The sequence below is a fragment of the Sphingobium sp. B1D7B genome (assembly GCF_025961965.1).
Taxonomy (GTDB): Bacteria; Pseudomonadota; Alphaproteobacteria; order Sphingomonadales; family Sphingomonadaceae; genus Sphingobium.
This window is the reverse complement of record NZ_JAOQOR010000001.1, coordinates 3119105-3132947: the sequence shown is the minus strand read 5'-3', so window position 1 is coordinate 3132947 and position 13843 is coordinate 3119105. Positions and strand designations below refer to the sequence as shown.

Genomic DNA, 13843 nt, shown 5'->3' with positions numbered 1-13843 from the left:
GCGCTAATCCGCCCTTCACCCAATACTCTTTGCCAACCCCTGGCTCAGCTTCAGCGCCCCATTCAGCCGTGCCTTGGGGTCGCCCCAGGCGCGCTGGATGACGAGTTTGCTGTCGGGCCGCAGCTTGGCGATGACGCCGAGTTTCTGAACGTAGCCGATGAGGCCCGGGAGATTGCGGCACTGGTCGTTCTGGAAGCTCACCAGCGCGCCGCGCGGGCCGATGTCGATCTTGGCGATGCCCGCCTTGCGGCAATTGAGCTTCACGTCGATCAGCGTCAGCAGATTCTGGGTCGGGTCCGGTAGGGGGCCGAAGCGGTCGATCAGTTCGGCGGCGAAGGCCTCGATGGCGCCCTTGTCCTCCAGCTCGTTGATGCGGCGATAGAGGCCCATGCGCAGGTCGAGATCCGGCACATAATCCTCCGGGATCATGATCGGCGCCTCGACATTGATCTGCGGTGAGGACTTGTCCGGTGCCGGGGCGAGCGCGGCACCGCCCGCCTTGGCTTCCATGATCGCCTCTTCCAGCATCGACTGGTAAAGCTCGAAGCCGACCTCCTTGATGTGGCCGCTCTGCTCGTCACCGACGAGATTGCCCGCGCCGCGAATGTCGAGATCATGGCTGGCGAGCTGGAAGCCGGCGCCCAGCGTATCGAGATCGGACAGGACTTTCAGCCGCTTTTCGGCGGTTTCCGTCGTCAGCCGGTCGGCCGGGGTTGTCATATAAGCATAGGCGCGCGTCTTGGATCGGCCCACGCGGCCGCGCAACTGGTAGAGCTGGGCGAGGCCGAAACGGTCCGCGCGATGGATGATGATGGTGTTGGCGCTCGGGATGTCGAGACCGGATTCAACGATGGTCGTTGAGAGCAGCACATCATATTTGCGCTCGTAGAAGGCGGACATGCGCTCCTCGACCTCGCTGGCCGACATCTGGCCATGGGCGGAAATGGCGCGCACTTCGGGCACCTTTTCTCGGAGGAAATCCTCCATGTCCGGCATGTCCGAGATGCGCGGCACGACGAAATAGGTCTGCCCGCCGCGATAATGCTCGCGCAGCAGCGCCTCGCGAAGCACCACGTCATCCCACGGCATGACATAGGTGCGCACGGCGAGGCGATCCACCGGCGGCGTCTGGATGACGGACAGCTCGCGCAATCCGCTCATCGCCATTTGCAGCGTGCGTGGGATCGGCGTGGCGGTGAGGGTGAGGACGTGGACGTCCGCCTTGAGCTGCTTGAGCCGCTCCTTGTGAACGACGCCAAAGCGCTGCTCCTCATCCACGATCACCAGCCCGAGCCGCTCGAACTCCAGCCCCTTGGTCAGCAGGGCATGGGTGCCGATCACGATGTCAATGGTGCCGTCGGCCAGGCCATCCTTTGTCGCTTTGGTCTCGGTGGTGCCGACAAGGCGGGAGAGGCGCCCGACCTTGAGCGGGAAGCCGCGGAACCGCTCCTCGAAATTGAGGTGATGCTGGCGGGCGAGCAGGGTTGTGGGGCAAATGAGCGCGACCTGCGCGCCGGCCATCGCGGCGACGAACGCGGCGCGCAGCGCGACCTCCGTCTTGCCGAAGCCGACATCGCCGCAGACCAGCCGGTCCATCGGCTTGCCGGCGGCCAGATCGTCCAGCACATCGCTGATCGCGCGATCCTGATCTTCGGTTTCCTCATAGGGGAAGCGGTCGACGAAGGCGGGATAGCCGGCGCTCTCCGCCTCATAGGCAGGGGCGGCCCGCAAGGCGCGCTGGGCGGCGGTGGCGAGCAGCTCTCCGGCGATCTCCCGGATGCGCTCCTTCATCCGCGCCTTGCGGCGTTGCCAGGCCTCGCCGCCAAGCTTGTCGAGCGACACCGCATCCTCGCCCGAACCGTAGCGCGAGAGCACGTCGAGATTCTCGACCGGCACGTAGAGCTTGTCGCCGCCGGCATAAGCCAGCGCCACGCAGTCATGCGGCGATTTGCCGACCGGGATCGAGGTCAGGCCCTCATAGCGCCCGATGCCATGATCGACATGGACGACAAGATCGCCTGGGGTGAGCGTGGCGAGTTCCGCGAGGAAGGCGTCCGCGCTCTTGCGCCGCTTCTGACGCCGCACCAGACGATCGCCGAGCATGTCCTGCTCGGTCAGCACTTCCAGTTCGGTATTGGCAAAGCCGTGATCGAGCGGCAGCACGGCCAGCGCCACGCGGCCCGCGGGCGCGCCGAGCGCTTCCTGCCAGCTATCGACCAGTGTGACCCCCCGCACGCCGTGGTCTTCCAGCAAGCCCTTCAGCCGCTCGCGCGCGCCGATGGAGTAGCTGGCGATGATGCGCTTGCGGCCCTTGCGCTGGCTTTGTTCCAGATGCTTGGCCACCGCCTCATAGACATTGCCGCCCTGCGCCCGCTCCGGCGCGAAGTCGCGGGCGCTGTCCACGCCGAAATCGAGCACATGGGCGCTCTCGGGCTCGTGGAAGCTGGAGGTGAGGTGGATCGGTAGCGCCTCGATACTTTGCGCCCATTGATCGGCAGTCAGATAGAGCTGGTCGGGCTGCAGCGGGCGATAGCTGCCCGGCGAGGCCGCCGCGGCGGTTGTGCGATTGGCGTGATAATCACGGATCGCCTCGAAGCGAGCCTCGGCCGCGCCAGCAGTGCCGGCCTCGCGAATCCACAGCGTGCCCTCCGGCAGATGTTCGGCGAGCGGGACGAGCCGCTCCTCGAACAGCGGCAGCCAATGCTCCATGCCGGCTAGACGTCGGCCATCGCTCACCGCCTGATACAGCGGGTCACCCGTGGCGGTCGCGCCGAACATCTCGCGATAGCGGCTGCGGAAGCGCTTGATGCTCTCCTCATCGAGCAGCGCTTCGGAGGCGGGCAGCAGCATGAAGCCATCGACCGCCCCGGTGGTGCGCTGGGTCGCGGGATCGAACCGGCGCAGCGTCTCGATCTCGTCGCCGAAGAAATCGAGCCGCAGCGGGCCGGGTTCGCCCGAGGGATAGAGATCGACGATGCCGCCGCGCACCGCATATTCGCCGGCATCATGCACCGTATCGGTGCGGACATAACCGTTGGATTGAAGCAGGCTGACCAGCCGGTCGATGGCGATCCGCTCGTTCGGAGCCAGGCGGGCGACCATCTGGCGGATGCGGAAAGGCGTCAGCGTCTTCTGCGTGACAGCGTTGACGGTGGTGATGACCAGCTGCGGCCCTTTAGGCGTGCCCTGCAGGGCGTGCAGGCCGGCCAGCCGCTCGGATGCCGCGCGCAGCGAAGGCGAGGCGCGGTCGTAAGGCAGGCAATCCCAGGCCGGAATGCTCACCACCTCCAGCTCTGGCGCGAAATAATGCACGGTCTGCGCTATCGCGTCCGCCATCTGGCCATCGGCGGCGATGAAGCAGGTGCGCTCCTTCGCCGCGCGGGCGAGGTCCGCCAGCAGAACCGGCAGGAACCCCGCAGGCACGCCGGACAGGGTGAGCGGCGCCTTGGCCGAGAGGATGCGGGATATGTCAGTCATTAGTGTGTTCGACTCTGCCTTCCGTTCGTGTCGAGCCCTTCGACTGCCCGCAGGGCGGGCGCTCAGGATAAACTTCAGCCAGAGGCTGAAGTCGAGACACGGGTAGCACTATAGGGGCGGTATTATCCTGGGGGTTCTCGACTACGCTCGAACCGAACGGAGGTGGCGGGGCATGAGAGAAATCTCACTTCGCAATCGGAACATAATCAAGCCTGCGCATCGCTTCCATCATCGCGCCTTCGTAACGCGCGGGGCAGGGAAGAGTGCCGATGGCCCAGGCCATGATGTCGACATCCTCTTCCTCGAGCAGCGCCTCGAACAGATCGGCCTGCGCCTGCGTGAAGCTGGCGGCGTGGGCATCGAAGAACCCGCCGATCATCAGATCCGCTTCCTTCGTGCCTCGGTGCCAGGCGCGGAATTTGAGGCGGCGCAGGCGGGTCTCGTCGATCATGTCCGGTCCTTTTCGCGCGGCGCTCGGGTGCGCGTTTTATCATGATTGGCCGGCGGGGACTTTTCCGGCCCTCCAGCTTCGACTAGGGCAGATAGCGATGCGGCCCGACATTCTCAATCCGCTGTTCACGGAAAGCACGGCGCTTAAGGGCGTGGGGATCGCTTCGGCCAAGCCGCTGGAGCGCTTGGGCCTGAAGCGCGTGGTCGACCTTGCCTTCCACCTGCCGGTGAGCTGGATCGAGCGGCAACGCGTGCGGCGGCTCGCGGAAGCCGAGACGGGGCGTATGGTCGCCCTGGTGCTGACGGCGCAGGACTATCGCGCCTCGGGCACGGCACGGGCGCCGTTTCGCATCCGCGCCGTGGATATGGCCGGCGATCCGGTGAGCATCGTCTATTTCGGCAAGAACAGCGGATGGCCGCGCAAGCTCTTCCCGCTCGGGGAGCCGCGCTTTGTCTCCGGCCGCCTCGATCAGTTCGGGGACGAGTTGCAGATCGTCCACCCCGATCATGTCGTGCCGGTGGAAGAGGCGGGGCAGATTGCCGATTGCGAGCCGGTCTACGGGCTTTCGGAAGGCATCACCAATGGCCGGCTGCGCGATCTTGTCGCGCAATCGGTCGAGCGCGGGCCGGCTCTGGATGAGTGGATCGAACCGGGGCTGCGCGCCCACAAGGGCTGGCCGAGCTGGCAGGAAGCGCTCAAGGCCACGCACGAGACGCCCGGCGCAAAGCCCGCGCGCGAGCGGCTGGCCTATGACGAGGTGTTCGCAAGCCAGCTTGCGCTGATGCTGCTGCGGGCCTCGACCCGTCGCCGGCGCGGGCTTCCCCTGGCCGGAGACGGACATTTGCGCGACGCCTTGCGCCTGCCATTCGCCCCCACCGGTGCTCAGCGCCGGGCTTCTGCCGAGATCGAGGGGGATATGGCGCAGGCCGTGCCGATGCTCCGGCTGCTGCAAGGCGATGTCGGCTCCGGCAAGACGCTGGTGGCGCTGATGGCGTTGCTCAATGCGGTGGAAGCCGGCGCGCAGGCGACCTTTCTGGCGCCGACGGAAATTCTCGCCCGCCAACATTATGCCAGCCTCCAGACGATGCTGGCCGGCCTGCCGGTGAATGTCGCGATCCTGACCGGGCGGGACAAGGGCAAGGCGCGCGAATCGACGCTGATGGGGCTGGCCGATGGCAGCATCCATATCCTCGTGGGCACCCATGCGATCTTTCAGGAGGCCGTGACCTATCGCAACCTCGGCCTCGCGGTCATTGACGAGCAGCATCGCTTCGGCGTGTCGCAGCGGCTGATGCTGACGGCCAAGGCGGAACGGACGCCGCATCTGCTGGTGATGACCGCCACGCCCATTCCCCGCACGCTCTGCCTCGCGCAATATGGCGATATGGATGTCTCGCGGCTGGATGAGATGCCGCCGGGCCGCCAGAGCATCGACACGCGGGTCATCGGGGACGATCGGCTGGAGGATATCGTCTCCGCGCTCGGCCGCCATATCGCGGCGGGTCGGCAGGCTTACTGGGTGTGCCCGCTGGTGGAGCAGAGCGAGGATGGCGACGAGGCAGCGGCGGAAGCCCGCGCAGCGATGCTCAAGGCGCGGTTCGGCGCGGATGTCGTCGGCATGGTCCACGGGCAGATGCCCGGCCCGGAGAAGGATGCGGTCATGGAGGCCTTCTCGCGCGGGCAGCTCAAGCTGCTGGTGGCGACGACGGTGATTGAGGTGGGCGTGGACGTGCCCAATGCCACGCTGATGATCGTGGAAGCGGCGGAGCGCTTCGGCCTCGCGCAGTTGCACCAGTTGCGCGGGCGCGTGGGGCGGGGCGATCAGCGCAGCTTCTGTATGTTGCTGCACGGGAGTAATTTGTCGGAAACGGCGCGCTCGCGTCTCGCCCTGATGCGGGAGACCAATGATGGCTTCCGCATTGCCGAGGAAGATCTGAAATTGCGCGGGGCCGGCGAAATCCTCGGCACGCGCCAATCGGGCGAGCAGCGCTTCCGGCTGGCCAGCCCGGAACAGATCCAGTCGCTGCTGGATGCAGCGCACGACGATGCCCGGCTGCTCATGGACCGCGATGGCGGGCTGGCCTCCCCGCGCGGGCAGGCTGCGCGGCTGTGCCTCTATCTCTTCGAGCGCGATGCGGCGATCAGTCTGCTGGCCAGCGGCTGAGCGTCAGCCCTCGGTTTGGGGCCGGGTGATGCATGCCAGAATATCGAGATAGGCCCGCGCATCGATGGGCTGGAGGAATTGCGCGCCAAAGCATCCCCGCAGGCTCCAGCGGATTTGCGCATCCTGCGTGGTGATGAGCGGCAAGCGAAGGGCGACCGGTTCGCCGCGTTCGAAGCGTGCGAAACCGCAGCGGGCCTGAAATCCCCAGACCGAAAAGTCTATCAGCTCGACCTCAATGGGGTCAGCGCCGCGCGGCCGCGATACATGGGTCTGGAAGGAGATGGCATCGCGTGAAACGACGCGGCGCCGGCTGTGACTCAGCTCGGATCGGACAGCCCGGCTCCATGCTTCGTCGCCCATCGTTCAGGCTCCGGCGCGGCTGGCATGAGGGTCAGCGGCCGGGATGATCGGGGCCCTTCAGCCGCAGGAGCATGATGTCATACTCCTTGTCCGCGATCGCGGACTCGAATTCGACACCGAGGCGCGCACTATTCGCCCAGATCGCGCGCCCCCGCAACATGCCGATCTGCGGCACATCGATGGTGAGGCTTTCGCCTATCGACACCAGTTGATCGCAGCGGATCATGCAGCCGCTGGGTGAAATGTTGATGAGCGTGGCCGGCGATGGGGGGAGGGTGCCGCCCCAGATCTGCACGGGGCTTTCCACGGCGTCCCGTTCGTAGCGGCGCGGCTCGTCCATCGAGAAGGCAAACGTCATGGATCAGACTCCCAGTCGGAGTCTGATCCTGTCAGGGACCGGTAAACATCTGATAAACTCGGCGTAATCGAGGCGCGAACGCCCCGCTCCGGCAGCTTAGCGGCTGAGCAGAGCGTGCCGCTTCTTGCCGAGGCTGAGCTTCACCGGCGTCTCGCCAATCGCGATCAGATGCTTTTCGTCGCGCACCGGCTCGTCATCGACGCGGACAGCGCCTTCGGCGATCTTGCGGCGCGCCTCGCCATTGGAGGCAGCCAGCCCGGCCTGGGTGAGGGCGGCAACCAGGGCGATGCTGCCTTCCGAGACGTGAACGGTCGGCAAATCCGCAGCCGCCGCCGCGCCTTGCTCGAAGGTGAGGCGGGCGGTTTCGGCAGCGCCATCCGCAGCGGCCCGGCCACGGCAAAGCGCCGTTGCCTCATTGGCGAGGATCTTCTTGGCCTCGTTGATCTCCGCGCCTTGCAGCGCTTCGAGCCGCCGGATTTCGTCCATCGGCACATCGGTGAACAGGCGCAGGAACCGCCCGACATCGCGATCATCCGTGTTCCGCCAGAATTGCCAATAGTCGAAATGCGGCAGCATCGCCTCGTTCAGCCAGACGGCGCCCGCCATCGTCTTGCCCATCTTGCCGCCATCGGCCGTGGTGATGAGCGGCGTGGTGACGCCGTAGACTTCCGTGCCATCCACCCGGCGCGAGAGCTCGATGCCGTTGACGATATTGCCCCACTGGTCCGATCCGCCCATTTGCAGCCGGCAACCCGCCCGACGGGAAAGCTCGAGGAAGTCATAGGCCTGGAGGATCATGTAATTGAACTCCAGGAAGCTCAGCGACTGCTCGCGATCCAGCCGCAGCTTGACCGAATCGAAGCTGAGCATCCGGTTGACCGAGAAGTGCTGGCCGTAATCCCGCAGGAACGGCAGATATTCGAGCGCGTCCAGCCACTCGGCGTTGTCGGCCATGATCGCGTCGGTCGGACCATCGCCGAAGGTCAGGAAGTTCTCGAACACCGTCTTGATGGAAGCGATGTTGCTGTTGATCGTCTCGACGGTCATCAGCTTGCGCGCTTCATCCTTGAAGCTGGGGTCGCCGACCTTGCCGGTCCCACCACCCATCAGCACGATGGGCTTGTGGCCGGTCTGCTGCATGCGACGCAGCAGCATGATCTGCACCATCGAGCCCACGTGCAGCGAGGGCGCGGTGGGATCAAAGCCGATATAGCCCGGAACGACCTGCCTGGCGGCGAGCGCATCCAGCGCGCTTGCGTCAGTAATCTGGTGGATATAGCCCCGCTCTTCGAGCAGGTTCAGCAGGTCGGACTTGTAGCTTGTCATGATCGCCCTTTGGGAAGCGCGGGGTTATTGAAACGCGGGGGCGCTTAGCATGGGATGGGAAGGATGAGTAGTATTTTGGCCCGCGCCGCTCTGGTCTGCCATCCGGATACGCCCTGCGATGCACTGGCGGCGCTGGGCATGCAGATTGAGCTGACCGACGATCATGGTTGGGAGATCGGCTTCGTGGCGATGGGTCGGATTGCCGATCTGCGTCTGCCCAAGGCCGCGCCAGGCATTCATACCGATGAGCTATGGCGCACCACCTGCTTCGAGCTGTTCGTGGCGCAGGACGATGATGCCTATGCCGAGTATAATTTCTCGCCTTCCGGCGCCTTCGCGGCCTATCATTTCGACCATTATCGCACCGGTATGAGGCCCTTCGAGATCCCCGCGCCGCGTATCCTGCAGGCGGCAGATGCCGAGCGGCTGTCGCTGTCCATCCGCCTTCCCGAAGACGCGCTGGTGTGGGATCGATCAGGGCCGATCGGCGCCAGCGCGGTCATTGAGGAGGCGAACGGCTCTCTGAGCTATTGGGCGCTGGCGCATCCACCCGGACGGCCAGACTTTCACCACCGGGATTGCTTCGCGCTGCGGCTTCCGCCAGTGGACCGGGCATGAGCTTTCTCACCGGTCTCGATCGCCTGCTGGCCGACCCCGCGCTGCGTGCGCCGCTTGCCGGCCAGCGCGTCTGTCTGCTGGCGCATCCCGCTTCCGTCACCGCGGACCTCACCCACGCGCTCGATGCACTGGCGGCCTGTGGCGACATCCGGCTGACCGCCGCCATGGGGCCGCAGCATGGCCTGCGGGGCGACAAGCAGGACAATATGATGGAATCGCCGGATTTCATCGATCCTGCTCACGGCATCCCGGTGTTCAGCCTTTATGGCGAGGTCCGCCGGCCGACGGCGCAGATGATGGACTCGGCCGACATATTCCTCGTCGACCTGCAGGATCTGGGGTGTCGCATCTACACCTTCGTGACGACTTTGCTCTATCTGCTCGAAGCGGCGGAAAAGGCCGGCAAGAGCGTGTGGGTGCTGGACCGGCCCAATCCCGCCGGGCGGCCCATCGAGGGTCTGACGCTGAGGTCAGGCTGGGAGAGCTTTGTCGGTGCCGGGCCGATGCCCATGCGCCATGGCCTCACCATGGGCGAGCTGGGGCACTGGTTCATCGCACATTTCGGGCTGAACGTGGATTATCGCGTGATCGCGATGCAGGGCTACGCGCCCGAGGCGGCGCCGGGCTTCGGCTGGCCCACTGAGCGCATCTGGGTCAATCCCAGTCCCAACGCGCCCAATCTCAACATGGCCCGCTGTTATGCCGGCACGGTGATGCTGGAAGGCGCGACGCTATCGGAAGGGCGCGGCACCACCCGCCCGCTGGAGCTGTTCGGCGCGCCCGATATCGACGCGCGCAAGGTGATCGGCAAGATGCAGGCGCTGGCGTCGCACTGGCTGGCAGGATGCATCCTGCGCGACTGCTGGTTCGAGCCGACCTTTCACAAGCATGTCGGCACTCTGTGCGCCGGCGTCCATATCCATGCCGAAGGGCCGGCTTACGCACATCAGACCTTCCGCCCATGGCGGGTGCAGGCACTGGCCTTCAAGGCGATCCGGGCACTGTACCCGGACTATCCGCTCTGGCGCGATTTTCCCTATGAGTATGAGCTTGGCAAGCTGCCCATAGACGTCATCAATGGATCGCCCTTGCTGCGCGAGTGGGTGGACGATGGTGCGGCGACGCCAGCGGACCTCGATGACCTCGCGGGGGCTGACGAACGTGCCTGGGCGGAGACCCGCGCGGCCCATCTGCTTTACTGAGCGGTGGGAGGATGAAGGGTGGCTCAGAACCGGCGGCGGGGCTGGCGCTGTTGCCGGTGCTGGCTGTGGTGGGTTCGACGGCTTGTTTCCAGTTCGGGGCGGCTTTCGCCAAGGGACTATATCCCTCGGTCGGGCCGATCGGCGCGTCAGCCCTGCGCATCTTGTTCGCGGCGCTGATTCTGCTGGTGTTGGTCAGGCCGTGGCGGGCGTGGCCCGCGCGGCCGGACTGGCTGGCGCTGCTTGGCCTTGGTACCTGTGTTGCGGGGGCTATTCTCTTTTTCTACCTCGCCATCGCGCACCTGCCGCTGGGCATCGCAATCTCCATCCAGTCTCTAGGGCCATTGACGCTCGCCGCCTGCATGGCGAAGCGTGCCCTCCACTTGTTATGGGTCGCGCTGGCGGGCCTCGGCATCTGGTGCCTGGTGGGTGCCGATGGCGCAAAAGGCGCGCTGGAACCGGTGGGACTGTTGTTCGCGCTCATCGCTGCAGCCTGCTGGGCAGGCTACATCCTGTGCGGCCGCAGGGTTGCAACATCATTCGGCGCCGGCGGTGCGGCCTTGTCGCTCTGCGTGGCCGCGCTTCTCGTCGTACCGGTGGGCATGATGCAGAACGGGGTGGGGCTCTTCGCGCCCGCCTTGCTTCCGCTCGCGCTGCTGGTGGCGATCCTGTCCGCAGCCATTCCCTTGTCGCTGGAGCTTTATGCGTTGCCGAGGTTGCCAGCGCGTAACTTTGCGGTGCTGACTAGCCTCGAACCGGCCTTCGCCGTTCTGGCCGGGCTGTTCATGCTGGGCGAACGTCTCAGCGCCATCCAACTCGCCGGCATCGCAATGGTGGTGGCCGCCAGCATGGGCTCGGTGATGAGCAGGAGAAAGACCACGCCAGCATAAGCCCGGCGTTCACTCGATCTTACTGGCTGCTCTGTCGCGCGCCGGCCCTGGCCTTGAGCAGGTTCCACATGCCGCGATGCTGCACGAGCAACTGATCGGCGCCGAATTGCACGGCGCGCGAGAAGCGCTCGATCTGGGGAAGGTCGTCCAGCAGAGCCACTGTATCGGACTGGCTGGGGAGGGCGGTTTCGGCCGGCTCAATGCCGAGGCTGAGCGCGCCCACGTCGAGAACACTGCGGATGGCCTGCCATTCCAGCACCAGCGTGATCGCCGTGCCGAGCGCGCAACCGCGCCGTTCCGACTGAGCAAGCATCTCGATGGCGTGGCTTTGCTGGGCGATGGCCGCAGTCGCCTCACTATGGCGCGGCGTGCTCGGCACCGGCCCGGCCGCAGCGCAGAGGCGATGCATATAGTCCCGCTCTTCAGCGAAGGCGCTGGTCGAGCGGATCAACCAATCGCGGGCGACCGGCTCAGCTGTGTGGACAGCGGCGTGATCGACAACGCCCGGGATCTGGCCGTGGAGCAGGACGAGAAGGTGGATGAAGTCCGCAAAGTCCGCCGAGTGCCGCGCAAAGGATATCCGCTCGCCGGCCAGCACGGGCGCGCAGTAAGAATGTGTCGCGGACCCTTCGCTCCCCACGAGCGCAAGCACTCGGGCGGAAAGGCCGGTCTCAACGAAATCAAGCGGGCGCGGGTCCATATCAAGCCTTAGAATGCCGAACCGACGGGCCGGCAATTTTCCCCGCCGCGATGTAACGCGCAGGAAGTTAACAAGATGTTGAAAACGCTCCAACCAAGCAACGCGAGCCTGTTTTATTTCAGAGTATTAGCTCGGCCGCACAGATCGCGCAGGTGCATGCTAGGGTTCTTGCGACTGGCAGGTATTGCGCGCACGAAAAAGGCGGCGGAAGCGCGCAACACCTCCGCCGCCTGATTTGATTTCGGACCTTACTGGTCCAGGAAGCTGCGCATCTTGCGGCTGCGGCTCGGGTGCTTGAGCTTGCGCAGTGCCTTGGCCTCGATCTGGCGAATACGCTCGCGCGTCACCGAGAATTGCTGGCCGACCTCTTCCAGCGTGTGATCGGTGTTCATGCCGATGCCGAAGCGCATGCGCAGCACGCGCTCCTCGCGCGGGGTGAGGCTTGCCAGGACGCGGGTGACCGTTTCCTTGAGGTTCGCCTGGATCGCGGCGTCGACCGGGATGATCGCGTTCTTGTCCTCGATGAAGTCACCCAGATGGCTGTCTTCCTCGTCGCCGATCGGCGTTTCGAGCGAGATCGGCTCCTTGGCGATCTTCATCACCTTGCGCACCTTCTCGAGCGGCATGCTCAGGCGCTCGGCCATTTCCTCCGGCGTGGGCTCGCGGCCCTGCTCGTGGAGGAACTGGCGGCTGGTGCGGACCAGCTTGTTGATCGTCTCGATCATGTGCACCGGAATACGGATGGTGCGCGCCTGATCGGCGATTGAACGGGTGATCGCCTGGCGGATCCACCAGGTCGCATAGGTGCTGAACTTGTAGCCGCGGCGATATTCGAACTTATCCACCGCCTTCATAAGGCCGATATTGCCCTCCTGGATCAGATCCAGGAACTGCAGGCCGCGATTGGTGTACTTCTTGGCGATGGAAATCACGAGGCGCAGATTGGCCTCGACCATCTCCTTCTTCGCGATACGTGCCTCGCGCTCGCCCTTCTGCACCATGTTCACGATGCGGCGGAACTCGGGCAGGGACGTGCCGGTCGACTGCGCGATCTCGGAGACTTCCGCGCGGATGCGCTCGACAGCATCGACCTCATTGGCCGCAAAGGCCGCCCATTTCTTGTCGAGCTTGCTGACCTTCTCCAGCCAGCCATCGTCCAGCTCCTGGCCGACATACTGGTCGAGGAAGTCCTTGCGCGGCACCTTGTGGCGCTCGGCGAGGCGCAGCATCTGGCCGCCCAGCGTGGTCAGGCGCCGGTTGAAGGCGTAGAGCTGATCGACGAGATATTCGATCTTCTGCTGGTGGAACTGGACGCTCTCGACTTCCGCCGTCAGGTCTTCGCGCAGCTTGTGGTAGGTAGCTTCGTCCTTAGCCGGGAATTCCATGCCATTGCCGAGCGCGACCAGCCGGGCCTGCTGGATCTTGCCGAACTTGCCGTACAACTCGGTGATGTTGGCGAACTTTTCGAGCGCGGCGGGCTTGAGCAGCTCTTCCATGGCGGCGAGCGAGAGGGTGTTATCCTCCTCGTCGTCCTCTTCCTGGCGCGCCGTGCGGCGTTCGACCATGGAATCATCGTCGTCACCGTCGGCTTCCGGCTCATCCTTCACCTCGTCCTCGTCCTTGAACGAGGGACCCGCGGTCTTTTCGGAAATCTCACCGTCGTCGTCTTCGCCGTCTTCCGACAGGCTTTCCGGCGCCGGGTCTTTGGAAAGCATGGCGTCGAGATCGAGGATCTCGCGCAACTGCATCTCGCCATTGTTGAGCGCAGTTGACCAGCCGATGATCGCGTTGAACGTCGTCGGGCTTTCGCACAGGCCGAGGATCATGGTGTCGCGACCGGCCTCGATGCGCTTGGCGATGGCAATCTCGCCCTCGCGGCTGAGCAGTTCCACTGCGCCCATTTCGCGCAGGTACATGCGCACCGGATCGTCGGTGCGGTCGGTCGTCGTCTGCTTCTTCTCGGCGACATTGCCGGAGCCGTCCTCCTCGTCCGAACCATTGTCGATGGACTCGACTTCGGATTCGGGCTGCTCTTCGCCGTCATCGCCCTGTTCTTCGTTCTCGACGATGTTGATGCCCATGTCGCTGAGCGCTGAGGTGATGTCCTCGATCTGGTCGGAGGACATCTCGCCTTGCGGCAGGGCGCTGTTCAGCTCGTCATAGGTGATGTAGCCACGCTTCTTGGCACGGGCGATCAGCTTTTTGATGGACGCTTCGTTGAGATCGAGAAGGGGGGCATCGCCGCCTTCTTCGCCACTCTCCGGGTTTCCAGCGTTTCCATTGATCTTCGTCGCCATGCG

Annotated in this window: 11 protein-coding genes; 4 read left to right on the top strand and 7 right to left on the bottom strand. The window is 65.0% G+C overall.

Translation table 11 applies throughout. The annotated features are described in order from the left end of the window. Nucleotides 1-15: 15 nt before the first annotated feature. Together mfd and M2336_RS14675 are read right to left on the bottom strand one after the other, a co-directional pair. Nucleotides 16-3477 (bottom strand): transcription-repair coupling factor, encoded by a 3462-nt coding sequence (gene mfd, locus M2336_RS14680; protein WP_264593162.1) that lies wholly within the window; start codon nucleotides 3475-3477, stop codon nucleotides 16-18. A gap of 184 nt (nucleotides 3478-3661) precedes the next feature. Beyond that, nucleotides 3662-3928 carry a succinate dehydrogenase assembly factor 2 gene (locus M2336_RS14675; protein ID WP_264573056.1) on the bottom strand — a complete coding sequence of 89 codons (267 nt, stop codon included), beginning with the start codon at nucleotides 3926-3928 and terminating at the stop codon, nucleotides 3662-3664. A 97-nt stretch (nucleotides 3929-4025) separates the two neighbouring features. Here M2336_RS14675 and recG point away from each other — a divergent pair, with 97 nt between their 5' ends. Next, nucleotides 4026-6092, top strand: coding sequence for an ATP-dependent DNA helicase RecG (gene recG, locus M2336_RS14670; protein ID WP_264573055.1), 2067 nt, complete (start codon nucleotides 4026-4028; stop codon nucleotides 6090-6092). A 3-nt stretch (nucleotides 6093-6095) separates the two neighbouring features. On the opposite strand, the gene M2336_RS14665 is transcribed toward recG, so the two are convergent. The 3 genes from M2336_RS14665 to tyrS form a co-directional block, all read right to left on the bottom strand. Further along, entirely contained in the window at nucleotides 6096-6452 is a 357-nt protein-coding gene (locus tag M2336_RS14665) for a hypothetical protein (RefSeq protein WP_264573054.1), read from the bottom strand. Between the two features lie 31 nt (nucleotides 6453-6483). After that, nucleotides 6484-6810, bottom strand: a complete 327-nt coding sequence (locus M2336_RS14660; protein ID WP_264573053.1) for a PilZ domain-containing protein — start codon at nucleotides 6808-6810, stop codon at nucleotides 6484-6486. A gap of 96 nt (nucleotides 6811-6906) precedes the next feature. After that, nucleotides 6907-8136 (bottom strand): tyrosine--tRNA ligase, encoded by a 1230-nt coding sequence (tyrS, locus tag M2336_RS14655; protein WP_264573052.1) that lies wholly within the window; start codon nucleotides 8134-8136, stop codon nucleotides 6907-6909. 63 nt (nucleotides 8137-8199) lie between these two features. Here tyrS and M2336_RS14650 point away from each other — a divergent pair, with 63 nt between their 5' ends. Genes M2336_RS14650 through M2336_RS14640 form a run of 3 tightly spaced genes read left to right on the top strand, consistent with a single transcriptional unit; the run spans nucleotide 8200 to nucleotide 10843 of the window. Then, nucleotides 8200-8754 (top strand): DOMON-like domain-containing protein, encoded by a 555-nt coding sequence (locus M2336_RS14650; protein WP_264573051.1) that lies wholly within the window; start codon nucleotides 8200-8202, stop codon nucleotides 8752-8754. Then, a complete protein-coding gene (locus M2336_RS14645; RefSeq protein WP_264573050.1) occupies nucleotides 8751-9956 on the top strand; it encodes a DUF1343 domain-containing protein in 1206 nt (401 codons plus the stop codon). The genes M2336_RS14650 and M2336_RS14645 overlap by 4 nt, the downstream gene beginning before the upstream one ends. Before the next feature lie 56 nt (nucleotides 9957-10012). Beyond that, nucleotides 10013-10843 carry an EamA family transporter gene (locus M2336_RS14640; RefSeq protein WP_264574887.1) on the top strand — a complete coding sequence of 277 codons (831 nt, stop codon included), beginning with the start codon at nucleotides 10013-10015 and terminating at the stop codon, nucleotides 10841-10843. 19 nt (nucleotides 10844-10862) lie between these two features. Here M2336_RS14640 and M2336_RS14635 read toward each other — a convergent pair whose 3' ends face one another. Beyond that, nucleotides 10863-11543: a DUF6975 family protein gene (locus tag M2336_RS14635; protein ID WP_264573049.1), complete on the bottom strand. Its 681-nt coding sequence runs from the start codon at nucleotides 11541-11543 to the stop codon at nucleotides 10863-10865. Nucleotides 11544-11791: 248 nt separating this feature from the next. Beyond that, nucleotides 11792-13840: an RNA polymerase sigma factor RpoD gene (gene rpoD / locus M2336_RS14630; protein WP_264570622.1), complete on the bottom strand. Its 2049-nt coding sequence runs from the start codon at nucleotides 13838-13840 to the stop codon at nucleotides 11792-11794. Nucleotides 13841-13843 lie beyond the last annotated feature (3 nt).

Bases quoted from the DNA above. Each gene is read 5' to 3' on its own strand.
- M2336_RS14665 (WP_264573054.1), bottom strand. From the start codon at position 6,452: ATGGGCGACGAAGCATGGAGCCGGGCTGTCCGATCCGAGCTGAGTCAC.
- rpoD (WP_264570622.1), bottom strand. From the start codon at position 13,840: ATGGCGACGAAGATCAATGGAAACGCTGGAAACCCGGAGAGTGGCGAA.
- M2336_RS14645 (WP_264573050.1), top strand. From the start codon at position 8,751: ATGAGCTTTCTCACCGGTCTCGATCGCCTGCTGGCCGACCCCGCGCTG.
- M2336_RS14635 (WP_264573049.1), bottom strand. From the start codon at position 11,543: ATGGACCCGCGCCCGCTTGATTTCGTTGAGACCGGCCTTTCCGCCCGA.
- recG (WP_264573055.1), top strand. From the start codon at position 4,026: ATGCGGCCCGACATTCTCAATCCGCTGTTCACGGAAAGCACGGCGCTT.
- tyrS (WP_264573052.1), bottom strand. From the start codon at position 8,136: ATGACAAGCTACAAGTCCGACCTGCTGAACCTGCTCGAAGAGCGGGGC.
- mfd (WP_264593162.1), bottom strand. From the start codon at position 3,477: ATGACTGACATATCCCGCATCCTCTCGGCCAAGGCGCCGCTCACCCTG.
- M2336_RS14675 (WP_264573056.1), bottom strand. From the start codon at position 3,928: ATGATCGACGAGACCCGCCTGCGCCGCCTCAAATTCCGCGCCTGGCAC.
- M2336_RS14660 (WP_264573053.1), bottom strand. From the start codon at position 6,810: ATGACGTTTGCCTTCTCGATGGACGAGCCGCGCCGCTACGAACGGGAC.
- M2336_RS14650 (WP_264573051.1), top strand. From the start codon at position 8,200: ATGAGTAGTATTTTGGCCCGCGCCGCTCTGGTCTGCCATCCGGATACG.